The 14,714-nt window shown below is 65.8% G+C and carries 17 protein-coding genes; 7 read left to right on the top strand and 10 right to left on the bottom strand.

Annotation, left to right across the window (positions count from 1 at the left end; genetic code table 11):
• The first annotated feature begins 81 nt into the window (after nucleotides 1–81).
• Both ACXAD2_RS16065 and ACXAD2_RS16060 read left to right on the top strand, forming a co-directional pair.
• Entirely contained in the window at nucleotides 82–1,896 is a 1,815-nt protein-coding gene (locus ACXAD2_RS16065) for a M3 family oligoendopeptidase (protein ID WP_475171869.1), read from the top strand.
• Between the two features lie 86 nt (nucleotides 1,897–1,982).
• A complete protein-coding gene (locus ACXAD2_RS16060) occupies nucleotides 1,983–2,330 on the top strand; it encodes a hypothetical protein (RefSeq protein WP_475171867.1) in 348 nt (115 codons plus the stop codon).
• Here the strand turns inward: ACXAD2_RS16060 and ACXAD2_RS16055 are convergent.
• On the bottom strand, nucleotides 2,323–2,592 hold the full coding sequence (locus tag ACXAD2_RS16055) for a DksA/TraR family C4-type zinc finger protein (RefSeq protein ID WP_164183903.1): 270 nt from the start codon (nucleotides 2,590–2,592) through the stop codon (nucleotides 2,323–2,325). The genes ACXAD2_RS16060 and ACXAD2_RS16055 overlap by 8 nt on opposite strands.
• 162 nt (nucleotides 2,593–2,754) lie before the next feature.
• Here ACXAD2_RS16055 and ACXAD2_RS16050 point away from each other — a divergent pair, with 162 nt between their 5' ends.
• Nucleotides 2,755–3,282 carry a glutathione peroxidase gene (locus tag ACXAD2_RS16050; protein ID WP_224899617.1) on the top strand — a complete coding sequence of 176 codons (528 nt, stop codon included), beginning with the start codon at nucleotides 2,755–2,757 and terminating at the stop codon, nucleotides 3,280–3,282.
• Nucleotides 3,283–3,294: 12 nt separating this feature from the next.
• Here ACXAD2_RS16050 and ACXAD2_RS16045 read toward each other — a convergent pair whose 3' ends face one another.
• The 5 genes from ACXAD2_RS16045 to ACXAD2_RS16025 all read right to left on the bottom strand — a co-directional run bounded on the left by ACXAD2_RS16045 (nucleotide 3,295) and on the right by ACXAD2_RS16025 (nucleotide 6,386).
• The gene (locus tag ACXAD2_RS16045) at nucleotides 3,295–3,546 is read right to left on the bottom strand and encodes an HP1242/YdcH family protein (protein ID WP_066105749.1); all 252 of its coding nucleotides are present in this window, start codon (nucleotides 3,544–3,546) and stop codon (nucleotides 3,295–3,297) included.
• A gap of 98 nt (nucleotides 3,547–3,644) precedes the next feature.
• Nucleotides 3,645–4,235: a thermonuclease family protein gene (locus ACXAD2_RS16040; protein ID WP_475171864.1), complete on the bottom strand. Its 591-nt coding sequence runs from the start codon at nucleotides 4,233–4,235 to the stop codon at nucleotides 3,645–3,647.
• A gap of 263 nt (nucleotides 4,236–4,498) precedes the next feature.
• Nucleotides 4,499–4,696 carry a hypothetical protein gene (locus ACXAD2_RS16035; protein WP_066105746.1) on the bottom strand — a complete coding sequence of 66 codons (198 nt, stop codon included), beginning with the start codon at nucleotides 4,694–4,696 and terminating at the stop codon, nucleotides 4,499–4,501.
• A 145-nt stretch (nucleotides 4,697–4,841) separates the two neighbouring features.
• Nucleotides 4,842–5,741 (bottom strand): DMT family transporter, encoded by a 900-nt coding sequence (locus ACXAD2_RS16030; RefSeq protein ID WP_224899611.1) that lies wholly within the window; start codon nucleotides 5,739–5,741, stop codon nucleotides 4,842–4,844.
• Between the two features lie 45 nt (nucleotides 5,742–5,786).
• Nucleotides 5,787–6,386, bottom strand: a complete 600-nt coding sequence (locus ACXAD2_RS16025; protein WP_475171861.1) for a LysE/ArgO family amino acid transporter — start codon at nucleotides 6,384–6,386, stop codon at nucleotides 5,787–5,789.
• Nucleotides 6,387–6,479: 93 nt separating this feature from the next.
• On the opposite strand from ACXAD2_RS16025, the gene ACXAD2_RS16020 reads away from it, so the two are divergent.
• A complete protein-coding gene (locus ACXAD2_RS16020) occupies nucleotides 6,480–7,367 on the top strand; it encodes a LysR family transcriptional regulator ArgP (protein ID WP_475171860.1) in 888 nt (295 codons plus the stop codon).
• Here the strand turns inward: ACXAD2_RS16020 and ACXAD2_RS16015 are convergent.
• Both ACXAD2_RS16015 and ACXAD2_RS16010 read right to left on the bottom strand, forming a co-directional pair.
• Nucleotides 7,346–8,620: an MFS transporter gene (locus tag ACXAD2_RS16015; RefSeq protein ID WP_475171857.1), complete on the bottom strand. Its 1,275-nt coding sequence runs from the start codon at nucleotides 8,618–8,620 to the stop codon at nucleotides 7,346–7,348. The two genes, ACXAD2_RS16020 and ACXAD2_RS16015, sit on opposite strands and share 22 nt — an antisense overlap.
• A gap of 116 nt (nucleotides 8,621–8,736) precedes the next feature.
• The gene (locus tag ACXAD2_RS16010) at nucleotides 8,737–9,405 is read right to left on the bottom strand and encodes a DNA-3-methyladenine glycosylase I (protein ID WP_475171855.1); all 669 of its coding nucleotides are present in this window, start codon (nucleotides 9,403–9,405) and stop codon (nucleotides 8,737–8,739) included.
• A gap of 266 nt (nucleotides 9,406–9,671) precedes the next feature.
• Between ACXAD2_RS16010 and thrS the strand changes: the two genes are divergently transcribed.
• Nucleotides 9,672–11,618, top strand: coding sequence for a threonine--tRNA ligase (gene thrS / locus ACXAD2_RS16005; protein WP_475171853.1), 1,947 nt, complete (start codon nucleotides 9,672–9,674; stop codon nucleotides 11,616–11,618).
• 129 nt (nucleotides 11,619–11,747) lie between these two features.
• On the opposite strand, the gene ACXAD2_RS16000 is transcribed toward thrS, so the two are convergent.
• A complete protein-coding gene (locus tag ACXAD2_RS16000) occupies nucleotides 11,748–12,062 on the bottom strand; it encodes an arsenate reductase family protein (protein ID WP_475171852.1) in 315 nt (104 codons plus the stop codon).
• A gap of 229 nt (nucleotides 12,063–12,291) precedes the next feature.
• On the opposite strand from ACXAD2_RS16000, the gene ACXAD2_RS15995 reads away from it, so the two are divergent.
• A complete protein-coding gene (locus ACXAD2_RS15995) occupies nucleotides 12,292–12,498 on the top strand; it encodes a cold-shock protein (RefSeq protein WP_008885598.1) in 207 nt (68 codons plus the stop codon).
• A 122-nt stretch (nucleotides 12,499–12,620) separates the two neighbouring features.
• Here ACXAD2_RS15995 and ACXAD2_RS15990 read toward each other — a convergent pair whose 3' ends face one another.
• Nucleotides 12,621–13,526, bottom strand: a complete 906-nt coding sequence (locus ACXAD2_RS15990; RefSeq protein WP_475171849.1) for a LysR family transcriptional regulator — start codon at nucleotides 13,524–13,526, stop codon at nucleotides 12,621–12,623.
• A 97-nt stretch (nucleotides 13,527–13,623) separates the two neighbouring features.
• Between ACXAD2_RS15990 and metF the strand changes: the two genes are divergently transcribed.
• Complete coding sequence (metF, locus tag ACXAD2_RS15985; protein ID WP_475171848.1) at nucleotides 13,624–14,490, top strand: methylenetetrahydrofolate reductase [NAD(P)H]; 867 nt, start codon at nucleotides 13,624–13,626, stop codon at nucleotides 14,488–14,490.
• The last annotated feature ends 224 nt before the right edge of the window (nucleotides 14,491–14,714 follow it).

Genomic DNA, 14,714 nt, shown 5'->3' with positions numbered 1-14,714 from the left:
CGCCAGCCGGCGCTTTGCCCTTGAACCTGCGGGGGGCGGGCTCTTACCTGTCTCCCAACAATGAGAACAAGGAGAGACGCGATGACCGTTCGGCCCGTTTTTGATGCCACTGCCGCTGCCGGGGGCAAGAACCTGGGCGATCTGCCGGAATGGGATCTGACCGATCTCTACCCCGCGCCCGACGCGCCGGAGGTGAAGCGCGATCTGGACTGGCTGGAAGACGCTTGCGCGCGCTTTGCGCATGACTACGAGGGCAAGCTGGGCGAGCTCGATGCCGCGGGCTTCCTCGAGATGATCCAGCGCCATGAAAAGATCGAGGCGGTCGCGGGCCGCATCATGTCCTTTGCCGGGCTGCGCTACTACCAGCTGACCATCGATGCCGAGCGCGCCAAGTTCCTGTCGGACTGCCAAGAGAAAATCACCCATTTCACCACGCCGCTGGTGTTCTTCACGCTCGAGCTGAACCGGCTCGACGATGAGGTCCTTGACGGGCTCTTTGCCGCCGATGCCGAGCTGGGCCGCTACAAGCCCGCCTTCGACCGCATCCGCGCGATGAAGCCGCACCAGCTGTCGGACGAGATGGAGCATTTCCTGCACGATATGGGCGTGGTCGGCGACGCATGGGAGCGGCTCTTTGACGAGACCATCGCCGGGCTCAGCTTCACCGTGGACGGCGAGGAGATGAGCATCGAGAGCACGCTCAACCTGCTGACCGAACAGGACCGCGCAAAGCGCGAGGCCGCGGCCCACGAACTGGCACGGGTCTTTGGCCAGAACATCCGCACCTTCGCCCGCGTGCACAACACGCAGGCCAAGGAAAAGGAAGTGATGGACCGCTGGCGCAAGATGCCCACCGCGCAGCACGCCCGGCACCTTGCGAATGACGTGGAGCCCGAAGTGGTGGAGGCGCTGCGCGACGCCGTGGTCAATGCCTACCCGCGCCTGTCGCACCGCTATTACGAGCTGAAGCGCAAATGGCTGGGGCTCGACCGTATGCAGGTCTGGGACCGCAATGCGCCGCTGCCGATGGAGACCGACCGGATCGTCGGCTGGGACGAGGCGGAAAAGACCGTGATGGACGCCTATGCCGGTTTCGATCCGCGCATGGCCGAGATCGCCGAGCCCTTCTTCAAGAAGGGCTGGATCGACGCCGCCGCCAACCCGGGCAAAGCTCCGGGCGCCTTTGCCCACCCCACGGTCACCGATGCGCACCCCTATGTGCTGCTCAACTACCTCGGCAAGCCGCGCGACGTGATGACGCTGGCGCATGAGCTGGGCCATGGCGTGCATCAGGTGCTGGCCGCCGGTCAGGGCGAGATGCTGGCCTCGACCCCGCTGACGCTGGCCGAGACCGCCTCGGTGTTTGGCGAGATGCTGACCTTCCGCCGCCTGCTCGATCAGGCCAAGGACAAGGCCGAGCGCAAGGTGCTGCTGGCGGGCAAGGTCGAGGACATGATCAACACGGTCGTCCGGCAGATCGCCTTTTATGACTTCGAGTGCAAACTGCATGCGGCGCGCCGCGGTGGCGAGCTGACGCCCGAGGACATCAACGCGCTGTGGATGTCGGTGCAGGCCGAAAGCCTCGGCGATGCCTTCGACTTCATGGAAGGCTACGAGACCTTCTGGGCCTATATCCCGCATTTCGTGCACTCGCCCTTCTACGTCTACGCCTATGCCTTCGGTGACGGGCTGGTGAACGCGCTTTACGCGGAATACGAGGCCAACCCCGAAGGGTTCCAGGACAAGTATTTCGACATGCTGAAGGCGGGCGGGTCGAAGCACCACAAAGCGCTGCTGGCGCCCTTCGGCCTCGACGCCACCGATCCCAAGTTCTGGGACAAGGGCCTGTCGATGATCGAGGGCTTCATCGACGAGCTTGAGGCGATGGAAGACTGATCTTCCGGGGCGGGCGCGAAGGTGCCCGCCCCTCTCTTTCGGACCTATGACGGTCCACTCTCCCCCGCAGTCAGAGGATCCGCCCCATGCCGCCGCGCGACGATGACAGCCAAGGCACGCCGCAAGCGGCCCCCGGCCGGCCGCGGGCAAAGCGCAGCATCAAGCGGCGGATGCAGCATTTTCTGGTGCATGTGCGCCGCAAGGTGCCGCCGGGGCTGCGGCTGGTGCTGGGCCTGCTGCTGATCTGCGGCGGCGTTCTTGGCTTTCTGCCGGTGCTGGGCTTTTGGATGATCCCGCTGGGCTTTGCCGTGGCGATGCTGGACGTGATGCCGCTCTACCGGCGCGGGCTCGAACGGGGCCGCGCGCTGCGGCGGCGCGATAATCGCGACCGTGCAGAGAACCAAGCAGAGACCCGGGACGACGATCCTACTTGAGTTGGCTGTCCTTCGAGCCGCGCCGGTTGATCCCGCCGCGCGCCTGATAGGCGCCGTCGCGCTCTTGCTGACAGTCGATGCAGAGCTTCACGCCCGGAATGGCGGTGCGGCGCTTTTCGGGGATCGGCTCTTCGCATTCGACGCAATGGGTCGCGCTCTCGCCCATGGGGCGCTTGCGGGCCTGCATCCGCGCAAGCTCGTCCTTGATGCTGTCTTCGATCTGCTCTTGTACCGCACCGTCGCGGCTCCAGCCTCCGGCCATGGCGTCACCTCCTGAAGGGTGAAGATAGGCGCGCCTCCGCCGTGCTCCAAGCGTTTTCGGCAAATGTGCGCGGGCGCAGATCCAATCCGCGCCCGCCTGCGTATTCATTTCATTGACTTCACGTCACCGAGACTATTTGTGAGCGCAAAGGAGATGTTCGTGATGCGTATTCTTGCCCTGCTGCTCGGCCTTGTCACCCTGCCCGCGGCGGCCCCGCTGGCGGTGGCCTCCGAGACCACCGAGTTCCAGTCGATCGACGGCGGGACGCTCGACCTTGCGCAATGGCGCGGCCAGCCGGTGCTGGTGGTCAACACCGCCTCGCGCTGCGGCTTTGCCGGGCAGTTCGACGGGCTGCAGGATCTCTACGACCGTTACCGCGCGCGCGGGCTGGTGGTCGTCGCCGTGCCGTCGGATGACTTCAAGCAAGAGCTGAACAGCGACGCGGCGGTCAAGGAGTTCTGCGAATTGAACTTCGACATCGACCTGCCGATGACCACGATCACCCATGTCAAAGGCGAAGAGGCGCACCCGTTCTTCCGGCAACTGTCGGAAGAGCACGGCTACGCCCCGTCGTGGAATTTCAACAAAGTGCTGATCGGCCCCGATGGCGACTATGTCGCGGGCTGGGGCAGCACCACGCTGCCCCTCTCGGCGCCGATCACCGGCCAGATCGAGCCGCTGCTCGACTGACCGTTATCGGGCTCAGGCCTCTTCGGCGTCGGCCACCAGCAGCGCGTAGATCTCGTCTTTCAGCGCGGCACGGCGCTTGCGCAGATCGGCCTCGGCCAGCGCCTCCATCGGGGTGAGCCCGCTTTCGGCACCATGCACCTCGCGGTTCACCTCGTAGTAGCGCTCGGCCAGCGTGGAGAAATGGCCGCCCTGCTGCTTCAGGACCGAGATACGCTCGGCGAACTGCGGGAATTCTTCGGCGAGGGAATGCGGAACATGGGACATGGGCAGGTGCCTCCTTTTCTTGTCTTGCCCCTGTCTTGCCACGCCCGGCGCCCGTCCACTTTGATGCGGATCAACGTGCCCCGAGGTCATTTTGGCCCCTAGCGCCGCGCCGGTCGCCAGCCTGCGGCTTCGGCCTCTGCGGCAGAGCAGAACCACCGCTCGCCCGCGCTTTCGTCGATCCGCGTCGGCCCATAGTGCTGCTGTCCCGGGCTGTGGTAGATGCGCGCGCCCTTGGACGAGATATTGCCCTTGATCACACAGCCCTCGGGCGCCTCTTCCAATGCCGCGGCATTGGCGGCGCGGCGGGTCTCGGCGCGATAGGCCGCCGGGCGCTGCACCTGCGCGCCATGCAGCCCGACACCCCGGACGGCGGCGCGTTTCTCGTCGAGATCATAGTCCATGGAATAGTCGCGATAGGCAAAGAGCAGCCCCTCGGACACCAGCGTGCGGCCCATGTCCTTGCCATCCACAGAGCAGCGCGCCACGGCCCGGCCATAGCGATCTGTGTCGAGCCGCTCGCAGCGCGCGCGGCGGCCGTCGTAGCGCGCGCGCACCTCATCGGTGACCCAAGCGCCGCAATTCCATTGCGGCGTTCCGTCGCCGCCGCAGGTCTGGCCCTGCTCGGGCGCGTCGACGCCAAAGAGACGGACGCGCACGTCGCCGACATCGAAAGTATCGCCGTCGATCACATGCAGCGATCCGCTGAAACTCGATTGTGCGGCAGGCGCGGGTGACGTTAGGGCAAGGAGTGAGCCCAAAGCACCAACAAAAAGTGAACGTATATAGATCATTAGGCCAAAATCGCCGCATGGCGCGGCAAGTTCAACCAAATTCATTAACCTTCGTTAAGATGCCTTCCGGATCATACCCAAGACCGTGCATGAACCCGGCGTGGCGGCTGGCACAGCGCCGTCACGAAGCTCGGACGCGCCCCCCATGCCCTGCCCCGCACTCAGGCGTCAAGCGTGCCCAGATGCCGGTTCTGCGGCAGGCGGGAGACCTCGACACCGCGCGCGCTCCGGCGCAGCGCATAGCCATAGCCCTTCACGCGAAAGCGCCATTCGGCTTCGGACAGGGACTTTTGCCGCTCGCTCAGAAGAAAGGCGGTGACGGCGTCAAACTCTTCGGTCAGTCGGTTCTCGGCAAACATGGATACACACCCAATAAAACTGTTTCTACATGGGAAACCCTGCGGGTGGATTGGGGCCGAAATGCGATGCACTTGGGGATTTTTCATGATCAGGAAACGCACTGTTTCCAGTGCGACACTCCCGACCCTGCTGCAGAATTCGGCCTCAGAACTTGGTGTCCGGCCCCGACGGGGTGATCCGGCGTTTCAGCATCGCCTCGCGCAGCGTGATGAACAGCACCGAGCCGATGATCACCAGCCCGCCCGCGACCACGAAAGGATCCACCGGCTCGGCAAAGAACAGCGCCCCGATGGTGATCGACCAGACCAGCTGCAGGAAGGTGATGGGCTGGGTGACGGTGACCGGGGCATTGGCGAAGGCCAGCACCATCGCATAGTGCCCGCCGGTGGCGAAGGCGGCTGTGGCGAAAAGGATCGCCGCGTCGGTCCAGCTTGGCCAGACCCAGACCGACAGCGCGAAGGGAAACAGCCCCAGCGTCACCGAGATCGATAGCAGCGCCAGCGCCACGGCGGGCGACAGCTCGTCGGTGATGATCTTGGCGATGAGATAGGAGATGGCGAACATCATGGATGTCCCGAGCATGGCGAAATGCCCCGGATCAAGCTCGCGGAACCCCGGTCGCAGGATCAGCAGCGCGCCGCCAAGCGCCGCGACGATCGCCAGCATCCGGCGCAGCGCGAGCCGCTCTCCCAGCACCAGCACCGCCAGCACCGTCACATAAATCGGCGTGAGGTAGTTCATCGCCGTGACCTCGGCGAGCGGGATGCGCGACATGGCGAAGAACCAGCAGATCACCCCAAGCGTCTGCGCCGCGCCGCGCAGCGCCGACAGGCGCCACTGGCGGCCCGTCATCCGCAGGTCGCGCAGCGCGCGCCACGCCGGGATCAGAAACACCAGCCCGAAGAGATAGCGCAGGAAGGCCGATTCCGCCGCAGGCACCCGTCCGTGCAGCAGCTTGACGGTGACGGTCACCGCCACGAAGCAGAGCCCCGTGACGACCATGAAGAGGATGCCCCGCACCGGGTTCGATTGCTTCGTGCTCATGCGCTCTTTGGTAGCCCGCCCAGCGTCAGGCGCAAGGGGCCGCGCTCATCCCAGCAGCAGCTTGAGGGCAATCGCCCACATGGTCAGACCGATCCCGAGGTCCAGCACGCGCCACGCGACGGGCCGCGCAAAGACCGGCGCCAGAAGCCGCGCGCCAAAGCCAAGCGCGAAGAAGAAGATGACGGACGCGGTCACCGCCCCTGCCCCAAACGCCAACCGGTCGGGATATTGCGCCGAGACCGCGCCCAGCAGCATCACCGTGTCGAGATAGACATGCGGGTTCAGCCACGTCAGCGCGAGGCAGGTCAGCACCGCGCGCCGCAACGTGCCATTGCCCGGTGCCTCTTCGGCCCGCAGCGCGCCACCGCCGCGCCACGCCGCGAGCAGCGTGCGCGCGCCGTATACCGTCAGGAAGGCGGCGCCGAGCCAGCGCATGGCGGTCTCCAGCCCCGGCAGCTGCGCCGCCAGAAGGCCAAAACCGGTGACGCCCGCGACGATCAGCACGGCGTCCGACAGAGCACATACCAGCACCACCGGCAGCACATGCGCGCGGCGCAGCCCCTGCCGCAGCACAAACGCATTCTGCGCTCCGATCGCCACGATCAGCGAAAGCCCAAGGGCGAACCCGGCAGCTGCTGCCTGCATGATGTCTCTCCGTTTTTTAGCGTTGCAGCCCGGCTAACACGCGGCGTTTCGGAAAGACTAGTTAAACAATCTGCGGCTAGTTAAGATGCGCTAATGCAGTACGATCCCTCTCAACTCGCCGCGCTGGAAGCGGTGCTCCGGCTTGGCAGCTTCGACGCTGCGGCGCGGCAGCTCAGCGTCACGCCCTCGGCGATCTCGCAGCGCATCAAGGCGCTGGAGGACCGCGCGGGCGCAGCGCTGGTGATCCGTGCCACGCCCTGCACCGCCACGCCCGCCGGTGCGCGCCTCGCGCGGCACGCCTCGGAGGTGGCGCTGCTTGAGGCGGCGCTGGCGCGCGATCTCGGCCATGATCTGGGACAGATGGCGCCGCAGGCTCGGCTGCGGCTGGCGGTGAATGCCGACAGCCTCGGGACATGGCTCCTGCCCGCGCTGACCGGGCTCGAAATGCTGTTCGAAATCGTGCTGGACGATCAGGCGTTCTCGGCCGACTGGCTGCGGCGCGGAGAGGTGTCGGCGGCGATCTGCGACCACGCCCGCCCGGTGCAGGGATGCGATGCCGTGCCGCTGGGCCGGATGCGCTATCTGGCGACCTGCTCGCCAGAGTTCCACGCGCGCTATTTCCCGCAAGGCCCGACGCTGGAGGCGTTTGCCCGCGCGCCGCTGCTGCAGTTTGACGGCAAGGACGCGCTGCAGCACGACTGGCTGCGGCGGGTGACGGGCGAGGCTTTGCTGCCCCCCACGCATCGCATCCCCTCGACCCAAGGCTTTGTAGAGGCCGCGCGGCTGGGGCTGGGATGGGGGCTGAACCCCGAACATCTTGCCGCGCCGCTGCTGGCGAGCGGAGACCTCGTCTCGCTCGCCCCCGAACAACCCGAAGAGATCGCGCTGCACTGGCAGGTCAACCGGCTGGTCTCTGGCGCGCTGGCGCCGCTCACCCGCGCGGTGCGGGCGCAGGCGCGTCAGGCGCTCTTGCCGTGCTGATCCTTCTTTTCGACCTCATGCAGGCCGATGGCGATGACGCCGCCGATGAGGCTCAGCACCGCAAAGCCCGCCAGCGCCGCCACCGGGCCAATCACCGCCAGACCGCCGCCGAGCGCGCCGGTGAGCAGCAGCAGCCCGCCAATCAGCGTGTTGGCAAGCGCGGCATAGCTGGCACGGCCCTCCTCCGGCGCCATGTCCACGAGATAGGTCGAGCGCCCCTGCCGCACGCCTTGGTAAGAGATCAGCAGCGCAAAGAGCAGCACCGGTGTCACCCAGACCGGATCGGTCCAGCCCAGCAGCGCCGCCACAACCGCAAGCGCCATCGCCGCGGCCCCGGCAAATCCCGACAGCATCAGAACCTTGCGCGACGAGCGGTCGGCCAGCCGCCCCCAGACCCAGCTCGACACGAAGGCCGCCAGCGCCGAGGCCAGCACCATGGCACCGAGCTTTTGCAGCGCGCCCTCATGCTGTTCGAGCAGCACCAGATAGGGCGGCGCCAGCGAGGTCACAGTCAGCGCGCCGCGGCAGGCGATGAAGCGGCGGAACTGCGGGTCTTCGCGCAGCGGCGACAGATCGATCGGCTGCGCGTCGGTCTCGGGCGCGCTGTCCTCTTCCTCGAGCGTGGAGAACAGCGCAGCGGCCCCTAGCCAGAGCGCTGCGGCGATGCCGATGGCCACCGCGATGGGCGGCACGTCCTGCAAGAGACCCGACATCAGCAGCAGTGCAAAGACCACCACCCCGGCAGAGGCGACCGAGCCTGCCGTGCCGGTAATCGAACCGCGCCGGGTCTTCGAAACGGTCTTGCCCAGAACGTCCTTGTAGCTCACCGAGGCGGCGGCGCGCGACAGCGCCAGCAGCCCGAGCAGCAGGCATAGCGCGATCCCGGCGGCCACCCCCTGCAGGGTCAGCGCCACGACGACCATGGCAGCCGCCGCAAGCCCCTGCCCGACCGAGCCCGCGACCCAGACCCACTTGCGCTGTTTCGAGCGCCGCACCACGCCCGCCAGCAGCAGCTGCGGCAGCAGCGCCCCCGCCTCGCGGATCGGCACCAGCAGCCCGGAGATGGCCGCCGGAGCGCCGAGCGTCTGCGCCAGCCACGTCAGTACCAGCTTGGGATTGATCAGCCCGTCGGCGAGCTTGGTCATCGACAGCGAGGCCACATGACGCAGCCCGTTGCGGGCCTCGGAGGGCGGCGCCCCGTCCTCGCCTTCGGTGAGGGTGTCGTAAAGCCGCGTCTCGTCGATATGGGTCATGTCTCTGTGCCTGCCGCTGTTGCCATGTCGGTGGGTCTGGGCCGGTGGGTCTGGGCCAGTGGGTCCGGCAGGAGAACGCGGCAGCGCATCGGCAGGTTCCCGCCGGGCTGCGCCTTTCAGCCGATGCTGCGCGCGAGCACCCGGCTGATGGTGGTCAGCGGCTGGCCGCTTTGCTCTGCCCAGAGGTTGAACGCCCCCTGCACCGCCGCCATCGCCCGGCGGGAGGTTGGCGTCTTGTCGATCACCCCTTCGGCGATCAGCCGCCCCACCACGTCGCGGCTGAGCACATAGCCATCCTTGCCCACGGCGCGCAGCATATAGGCGCCGGTGTTGCCGCCGAGACGCGCGCCGCTGCGCTTGAGCCAATCGAGCAGCGCGTCGAACTCGCTGACCGGCCAATCGGCGATACGGCGGGCGAAACTGCCGTGCTCGGCGGCGGTGTCGAGGATGAACACGGCGTTGTCGCGGATCGCGGTGATTTTCGGCCCCGAGCGGATCACCCGCCGGTCCGACAGAAGCGCATCCAGCGCCTCGCCTTCGATCATCGAGACCGGGCCCGGTTCGAAATTATGGAACGCCTCGGTGATGCCGGGCCATTTGGCATCGACCACCTTCCAGCTGATCCCGGCCTGAAAGATGCCGCGGGCCATGGCCGCAAGAAAGCGCGCGTCAGGCAGCGCGGCGATCTCTTCGGGCGGCAGCGGCGCGGGAATCTCGGCAAGCGCCGCATCGCGCCCGCCATGGCGCTCGGCGGCGATTTGAAGGATGTCGTCGAATGTGCGCATAGAGCTCTCCGTGAACCTTGGCCAGCGTGGCGCATCGCCAAGCACTTGCCTAGCCCTTCGGACTTGATGGCTACGGTGATGTAGGGGGCTCTGCCCCCGCCGCGGCTGCGCCGCGACCTCCCCCGGTGTATTTGGCCCGGCGTATTTGAAAAGAGAAGAAGCACCCTTGGCTTGACACCCCTACCCGCGGGCGCCACAAGGCGGCACGACATATAACCCGCAACCGGGCGTTCCGTGGGCGCCAGACCGACGAGGAGACTAGGCCAATGAGCCAGATTTCCCTGACATTTCCTGATGGTAACGCGCGCGAATTCGAGCAGGGTGTGACCCCTGCCGAGGTCGCTGCCGCCATCTCCAAGAGCCTGTCCAAAAAGGCCATCTCCGCCACCGTGAACGGCGCGCATTGGGACCTGCAGTGGCCCATCGACGCCGACAGCACGATCGCGATCCACACCCTGCAGGACGAAGAGCAGGCGCTCGAGCTGATCCGCCACGATCTGGCGCACGTCATGGCGCGCGCCGTGCAGGCGATCTGGCCCGACACCAAGGTCACCATCGGCCCGGTCACCGAATACGGCTGGTTCTACGATTTCGACCGCGCCGAGCCCTTCACCCCCGAGGATCTGGGGCAGATCGAGGCGAAGATGAAAGAGATCATCGCCGCCCGTGACGAGGTGAAGACCGAGATCTGGGACCGCGACCGCGCGCGCAAGTTCTACGAGGACAGCGGCGAGGGCTACAAGGTCGAGCTGGTGGACCGCATCCCCGAAGGTGCGCCGATCCGTATGTACTGGCACGGTGAGTGGCAGGACCTCTGCCGCGGCCCGCACCTGCAGCACACCGGGCAGCTGCCCGCCGACGCCTTCAAGCTGATGGGCGTCTCGGGGGCCTATTGGTTCGGCGACACCTCGCGCCCGATGCTGCAGCGGATCACCGGCGTGGCCTTCCGCAACCGCGACGAGCTGAAGAAATACCTCAACTTCCTTGAGGAAGCCGCCAAGCGCGATCACCGCAAGCTGGGCCGCGAGATGGATCTGTTCCACCTGCAGCCGGAAGCGCCGGGGCAGATCTTCTGGCACCCCAATGGCTGGAAAATCTACACCACACTGCAGGACTACATGCGCCGCCGCCAAGAGCGGGACGGCTATGTGGAGGTGAACACGCCGCAGGTTGTGGACCGCAAGCTGTGGGAAGCCTCGGGGCACTGGGACAACTACCAGGAGAACATGTTCATCGTCGAAGTGGACGAGGAACATGCCCGCGAGAAGGCGATCAACGCGCTCAAGCCGATGAACTGCCCGTGCCACGTGCAGGTGTTCAATCAGGGCCTGAAGTCCTACCGCGACCTGCCGCTGCGCATGGCCGAGTTCGGCTCGTGCAACCGCTACGAGCCCTCGGGCGCGCTGCACGGCATCATGCGGGTGCGCGGCTTCACCCAGGACGACGCGCATATCTTCTGCACCGACGCGCAGATCGAGGCGGAAACCAAGAAGTTCATCGAGTTTCTTGCGTCGATCTATTCCGATCTGGGCTTCGAGAACTGGACGATCAAGCTCTCGACCCGCCCCGAAAAGCGCATCGGCTCGGACGAGAGCTGGGACCGCACCGAGGCGGCGCTTGGCGATGCCTGCAAGGCCGCGGGCTACGACTTTGAGCTGCAGGAAGGCGAAGGCGCTTTCTACGGCCCGAAGCTGGAGTTCACCCTGACCGACGCGATCGGCCGGGACTGGCAGTGCGGCACGCTGCAGGTGGACCCCAACCTGCCCGAGCGTCTGGATGCGAGCTACATCGGTCAGGACGGCGAGAAGCACCGCCCCGTCATGCTGCACCGCGCCGTGCTGGGCAGCTTCGAGCGGTTCATCGGCATCTTGATCGAGGAACACGCCGGCAAGCTGCCGTTCTGGCTGGCGCCGCGGCAGGTGGTGGTCGCCTCGATCACCTCCGAGGCGGATGACTATGTGAATGAGGTCGTCGCCGCGCTGCGCGATGCGGGTGTGCGGGCCGAGGCCGACACGCGCAACGAGAAGATCAACTACAAGGTGCGCGAGCACTCGGTCGGCAAAGTGCCGGTGATCCTTGCCGTGGGGCACCGCGAGGTCGAGGAACGCACGGTCACCGTGCGCCGCCTCGGCGAGAAGCAGACCCAGGTGCAGGCGCTCGACGAGTTGGTCGCCGCGCTGTCGCTGGATGCCACCGCGCCCGATCTGCGCTGAGCTGTTCAGTTCGTGACATGAGAAAGCCCCGGGCCTGCGCCCGGGGCTTTTTTTCGTCGCGGTAGCCGGTGCAATCAGAGCCGGACGTTCGCTCGCCCGGCGGCTTCGCCTTGGTTCCGGGCGAGATCCTCAGCCCGCCAGCGCCGCCTGCACGTCCTTCGTCCAGCCCAGATACATGCTGTCGCCGTCCACGATCAGCGGGCGTTTCATCAGCGTCGGATGGTCGGCCAGCAATTCCAGCGGCGGGCGCGCGCGTTCTGCCTCGTCCAGACCGCGCCATGTGGTCGAGCGGGTGTTCAGCAGCTTGTCGCCGAAGCGCGTCAGCGCCGCTTCCAGCACATCGGTCGGCACACCGTCAGCGCGAACATCCAAAAATTCCGCCTGCGGCAGGGCTTTCACCGCCTTCCGGCAGGTATCGCAGGTCTTTAACCCGTAGATCAGCATACGCCATCTCCTTCATCTTCCGGGCACAATTTATTGCTTAATGCCGCAGGTGCGAAGCCTTTCGCTTGATTTTTGCAGGCACCATGCAACTCTTGGGTCGTGACCTTCGATGATCAGACCCGGAAAGTCAGGAAATCCGCTGGGACCGGCTTCCTTTCCCTGAGAGGCGAATGTGACGGGGCGCCCGCATTACGGGCAGAAACAGGAAAGTTGGAAGGAGCACGGAGACATGCCGAGCGGCACCGTGAAATGGTTCAATACCACCAAAGGCTACGGCTTCATCGCACCTGAAGAAGGCGGCAAGGACGTCTTCGTCCATATCTCGGCTGTTGAGCGTTCTGGGCTCACCGGCCTCGCCGACAACCAGAAAGTGAGCTACGAGCTCAAGGAAGGTCGCGACGGACGCATGATGGCGTCTGACCTGAAAACTCTTTAAAAATCAAAATCTTCAAATCTGACCCTCCCCCTTCTTGGGGTCGGGTCCAATAAGTCTTTGCCTGCGCGTCGGCCTGCCCTGTGGCTCCGGCGCGTTTTGTTTTTTGGGACCCTCGTAGACGCCTATTGCGCCTGCAGGCGGCGTGCCTCCTGCCCGGCCAGCCGGATCAGATCCTGCATATAGGGTTTTTCCAGATCCTCGCTGCGCGTTGCCGCATAGAGCCGCCGGGTGATCCCCGCTTCGGTCAGCGGGCGGGTGATATAATCGGAATTATACTTCACCTCGCGCACCACCCAATCCGGTAAAACTGAAACGCCGCGATTCGATGCAACCAATAGCAGAATCACCGCAGTAAGCTCCACTTGGCGAATCGCCGCCGGTTCGACCTTTGCCGGGCTCAGCAATTGCGAGAAGATATCGAGCCGCGAGCGCTCCACCGGATAGGTGATCAGCGTCTCGCCGCGGAAGTCCTGCGCCTCGATCCACGGCTTCTCGGCCAGCGGATGCTGCGAGGAGGCGACAAAGACCGGATGGTACTCGAAGAGCGGCGTAAAGGTGATGCCCGGCAGGTCCTCGGGGTCGGAAGAGATCACCACGTCGACCTCTTCCTTCATCAGCGCCGGAAGCGCGTCGAAGGCGAGGCCGGGGCGGATGTCCACATCCACGTCGCCCCAGCTTTTGCGGAAACCCTCGAGCACCGGGAAAAGCCATTCGAAACAGGCGTGACATTCGATGGCGATATGCAGCCGCCCCGCCGAACCCTCGCGCAGCCCGTCGAACTCGGCCAGCGCCGCATCGACCTGCGGCAGCACCTGATCCGCCAGCCGCAGCAGCCGCAGCCCCGCCGCCGACAGCTTCATCGGCTTTGAACGGCGCACGAAAAGCTCCACCCCGGCCTGATCCTCCAGCCCCTTGATCTGGTGCGAAAGCGCCGATTGCGTTATGTTCAGCTGATCGGCGGCACGCGCGAGCCCCCCTGCTTCATGGATGGCTTTGATCGTGCGCAGGTGACGGAACTCGATGTGCATCTTCGCGTTCGCCTCATGTTGTTCTTGAGAAGTATGAGTTTGTCTCACGGACGCTCTTCTGTCACAAGGACCGAAATCCAAACTGGAGTCCCGGCCCATGACGCGCCCCGACATCTCATTCGAGTTCTTCCCGCCCCGCAACATCGAGGCGACCTTCCGCCTGTGGGACACCGTGCAGGCGCTCTCGCCGCTGGGTCCGCGCTTTGTGTCGGTGACCTATGGCGCGGGCGGCACCACCCGCGAGCTGACCCGTGACGTGGTGGCGACGCTGCATAAGAACTCGGGCCTGAAGGTCGCCGCGCATCTCACCTGCGTCGACGCCACCCGCGAGGAAACGCTGGCCATCGCCCGCCAGTTCAAAGAGGCCGGCGTGAACGACATCGTTGCGCTGCGCGGCGACCCGCCCAAGGGCGCCAGCGGCTTCACCCCGCACCCCGAGGGCTTCAACTCGTCGATCGAACTGATCGAGGCGCTGCGCGAGGCGGGCGATTTCACCATCCGCGTCGGCGCCTACCCCGACAAGCACCCCGAGGCGCCCACCGCCACGGCGGATGTGGACTACCTCAAGCGCAAGTTCGACGCGGGCGCATCCGAGGCGCTGACGCAGTTCTTCTTCGAGGCCGAGAGCTTCTTCCGCTTCCGCGACGAATGCGAGAAGGCCGGGATCGACAAGCCGATCGTGCCGGGCATCCTGCCGATCGAGAACTGGAAGGGCGCGCGCCGCTTCGCCGAAGCCACCGGCACCAAGATCCCCGCTTGGGTGATCGAGGCCTTCGAGAAGGCCGAGCGCGACGACCGTCAGGACCTTTTGGCCACGGCGATGTGCACCGAGCTGTGCAACGAGCTGCTCGAAGGCGGCGTCGACAAGCTGCACTTCTATACGCTCAACCGCCCCGAGCTGACCCGCGACGTGTGCTACGCCCTTGGCGTGACGCCGGACAACAAGCTCGAGAACGTGGCCTGAGGGTATATTTGCGAGCGCTGGACTGCGCCCGGAATCAAGGCGAAGCCGCCGGGCGAGCGCCGGCCCGTCCCGGCGGGCTGGCGCTTTTTCATCGTAGCGCGGCGTTCGTTTTTCACCCGAATGTGGCCGAGATAAAGCGCGGAACTCACTCGTCGATGCGCCACCCCACGGGCCGGCGCTCGCCCGGCTCCCCCGCTCTAAGCCGGTGTTGCGCACTGCCTCTT

The sequence above is a fragment of the Salipiger sp. ABN3_019 genome, assembly GCF_056158605.1.
This window is presented reverse-complemented; position numbering and strand designations above follow the sequence as displayed.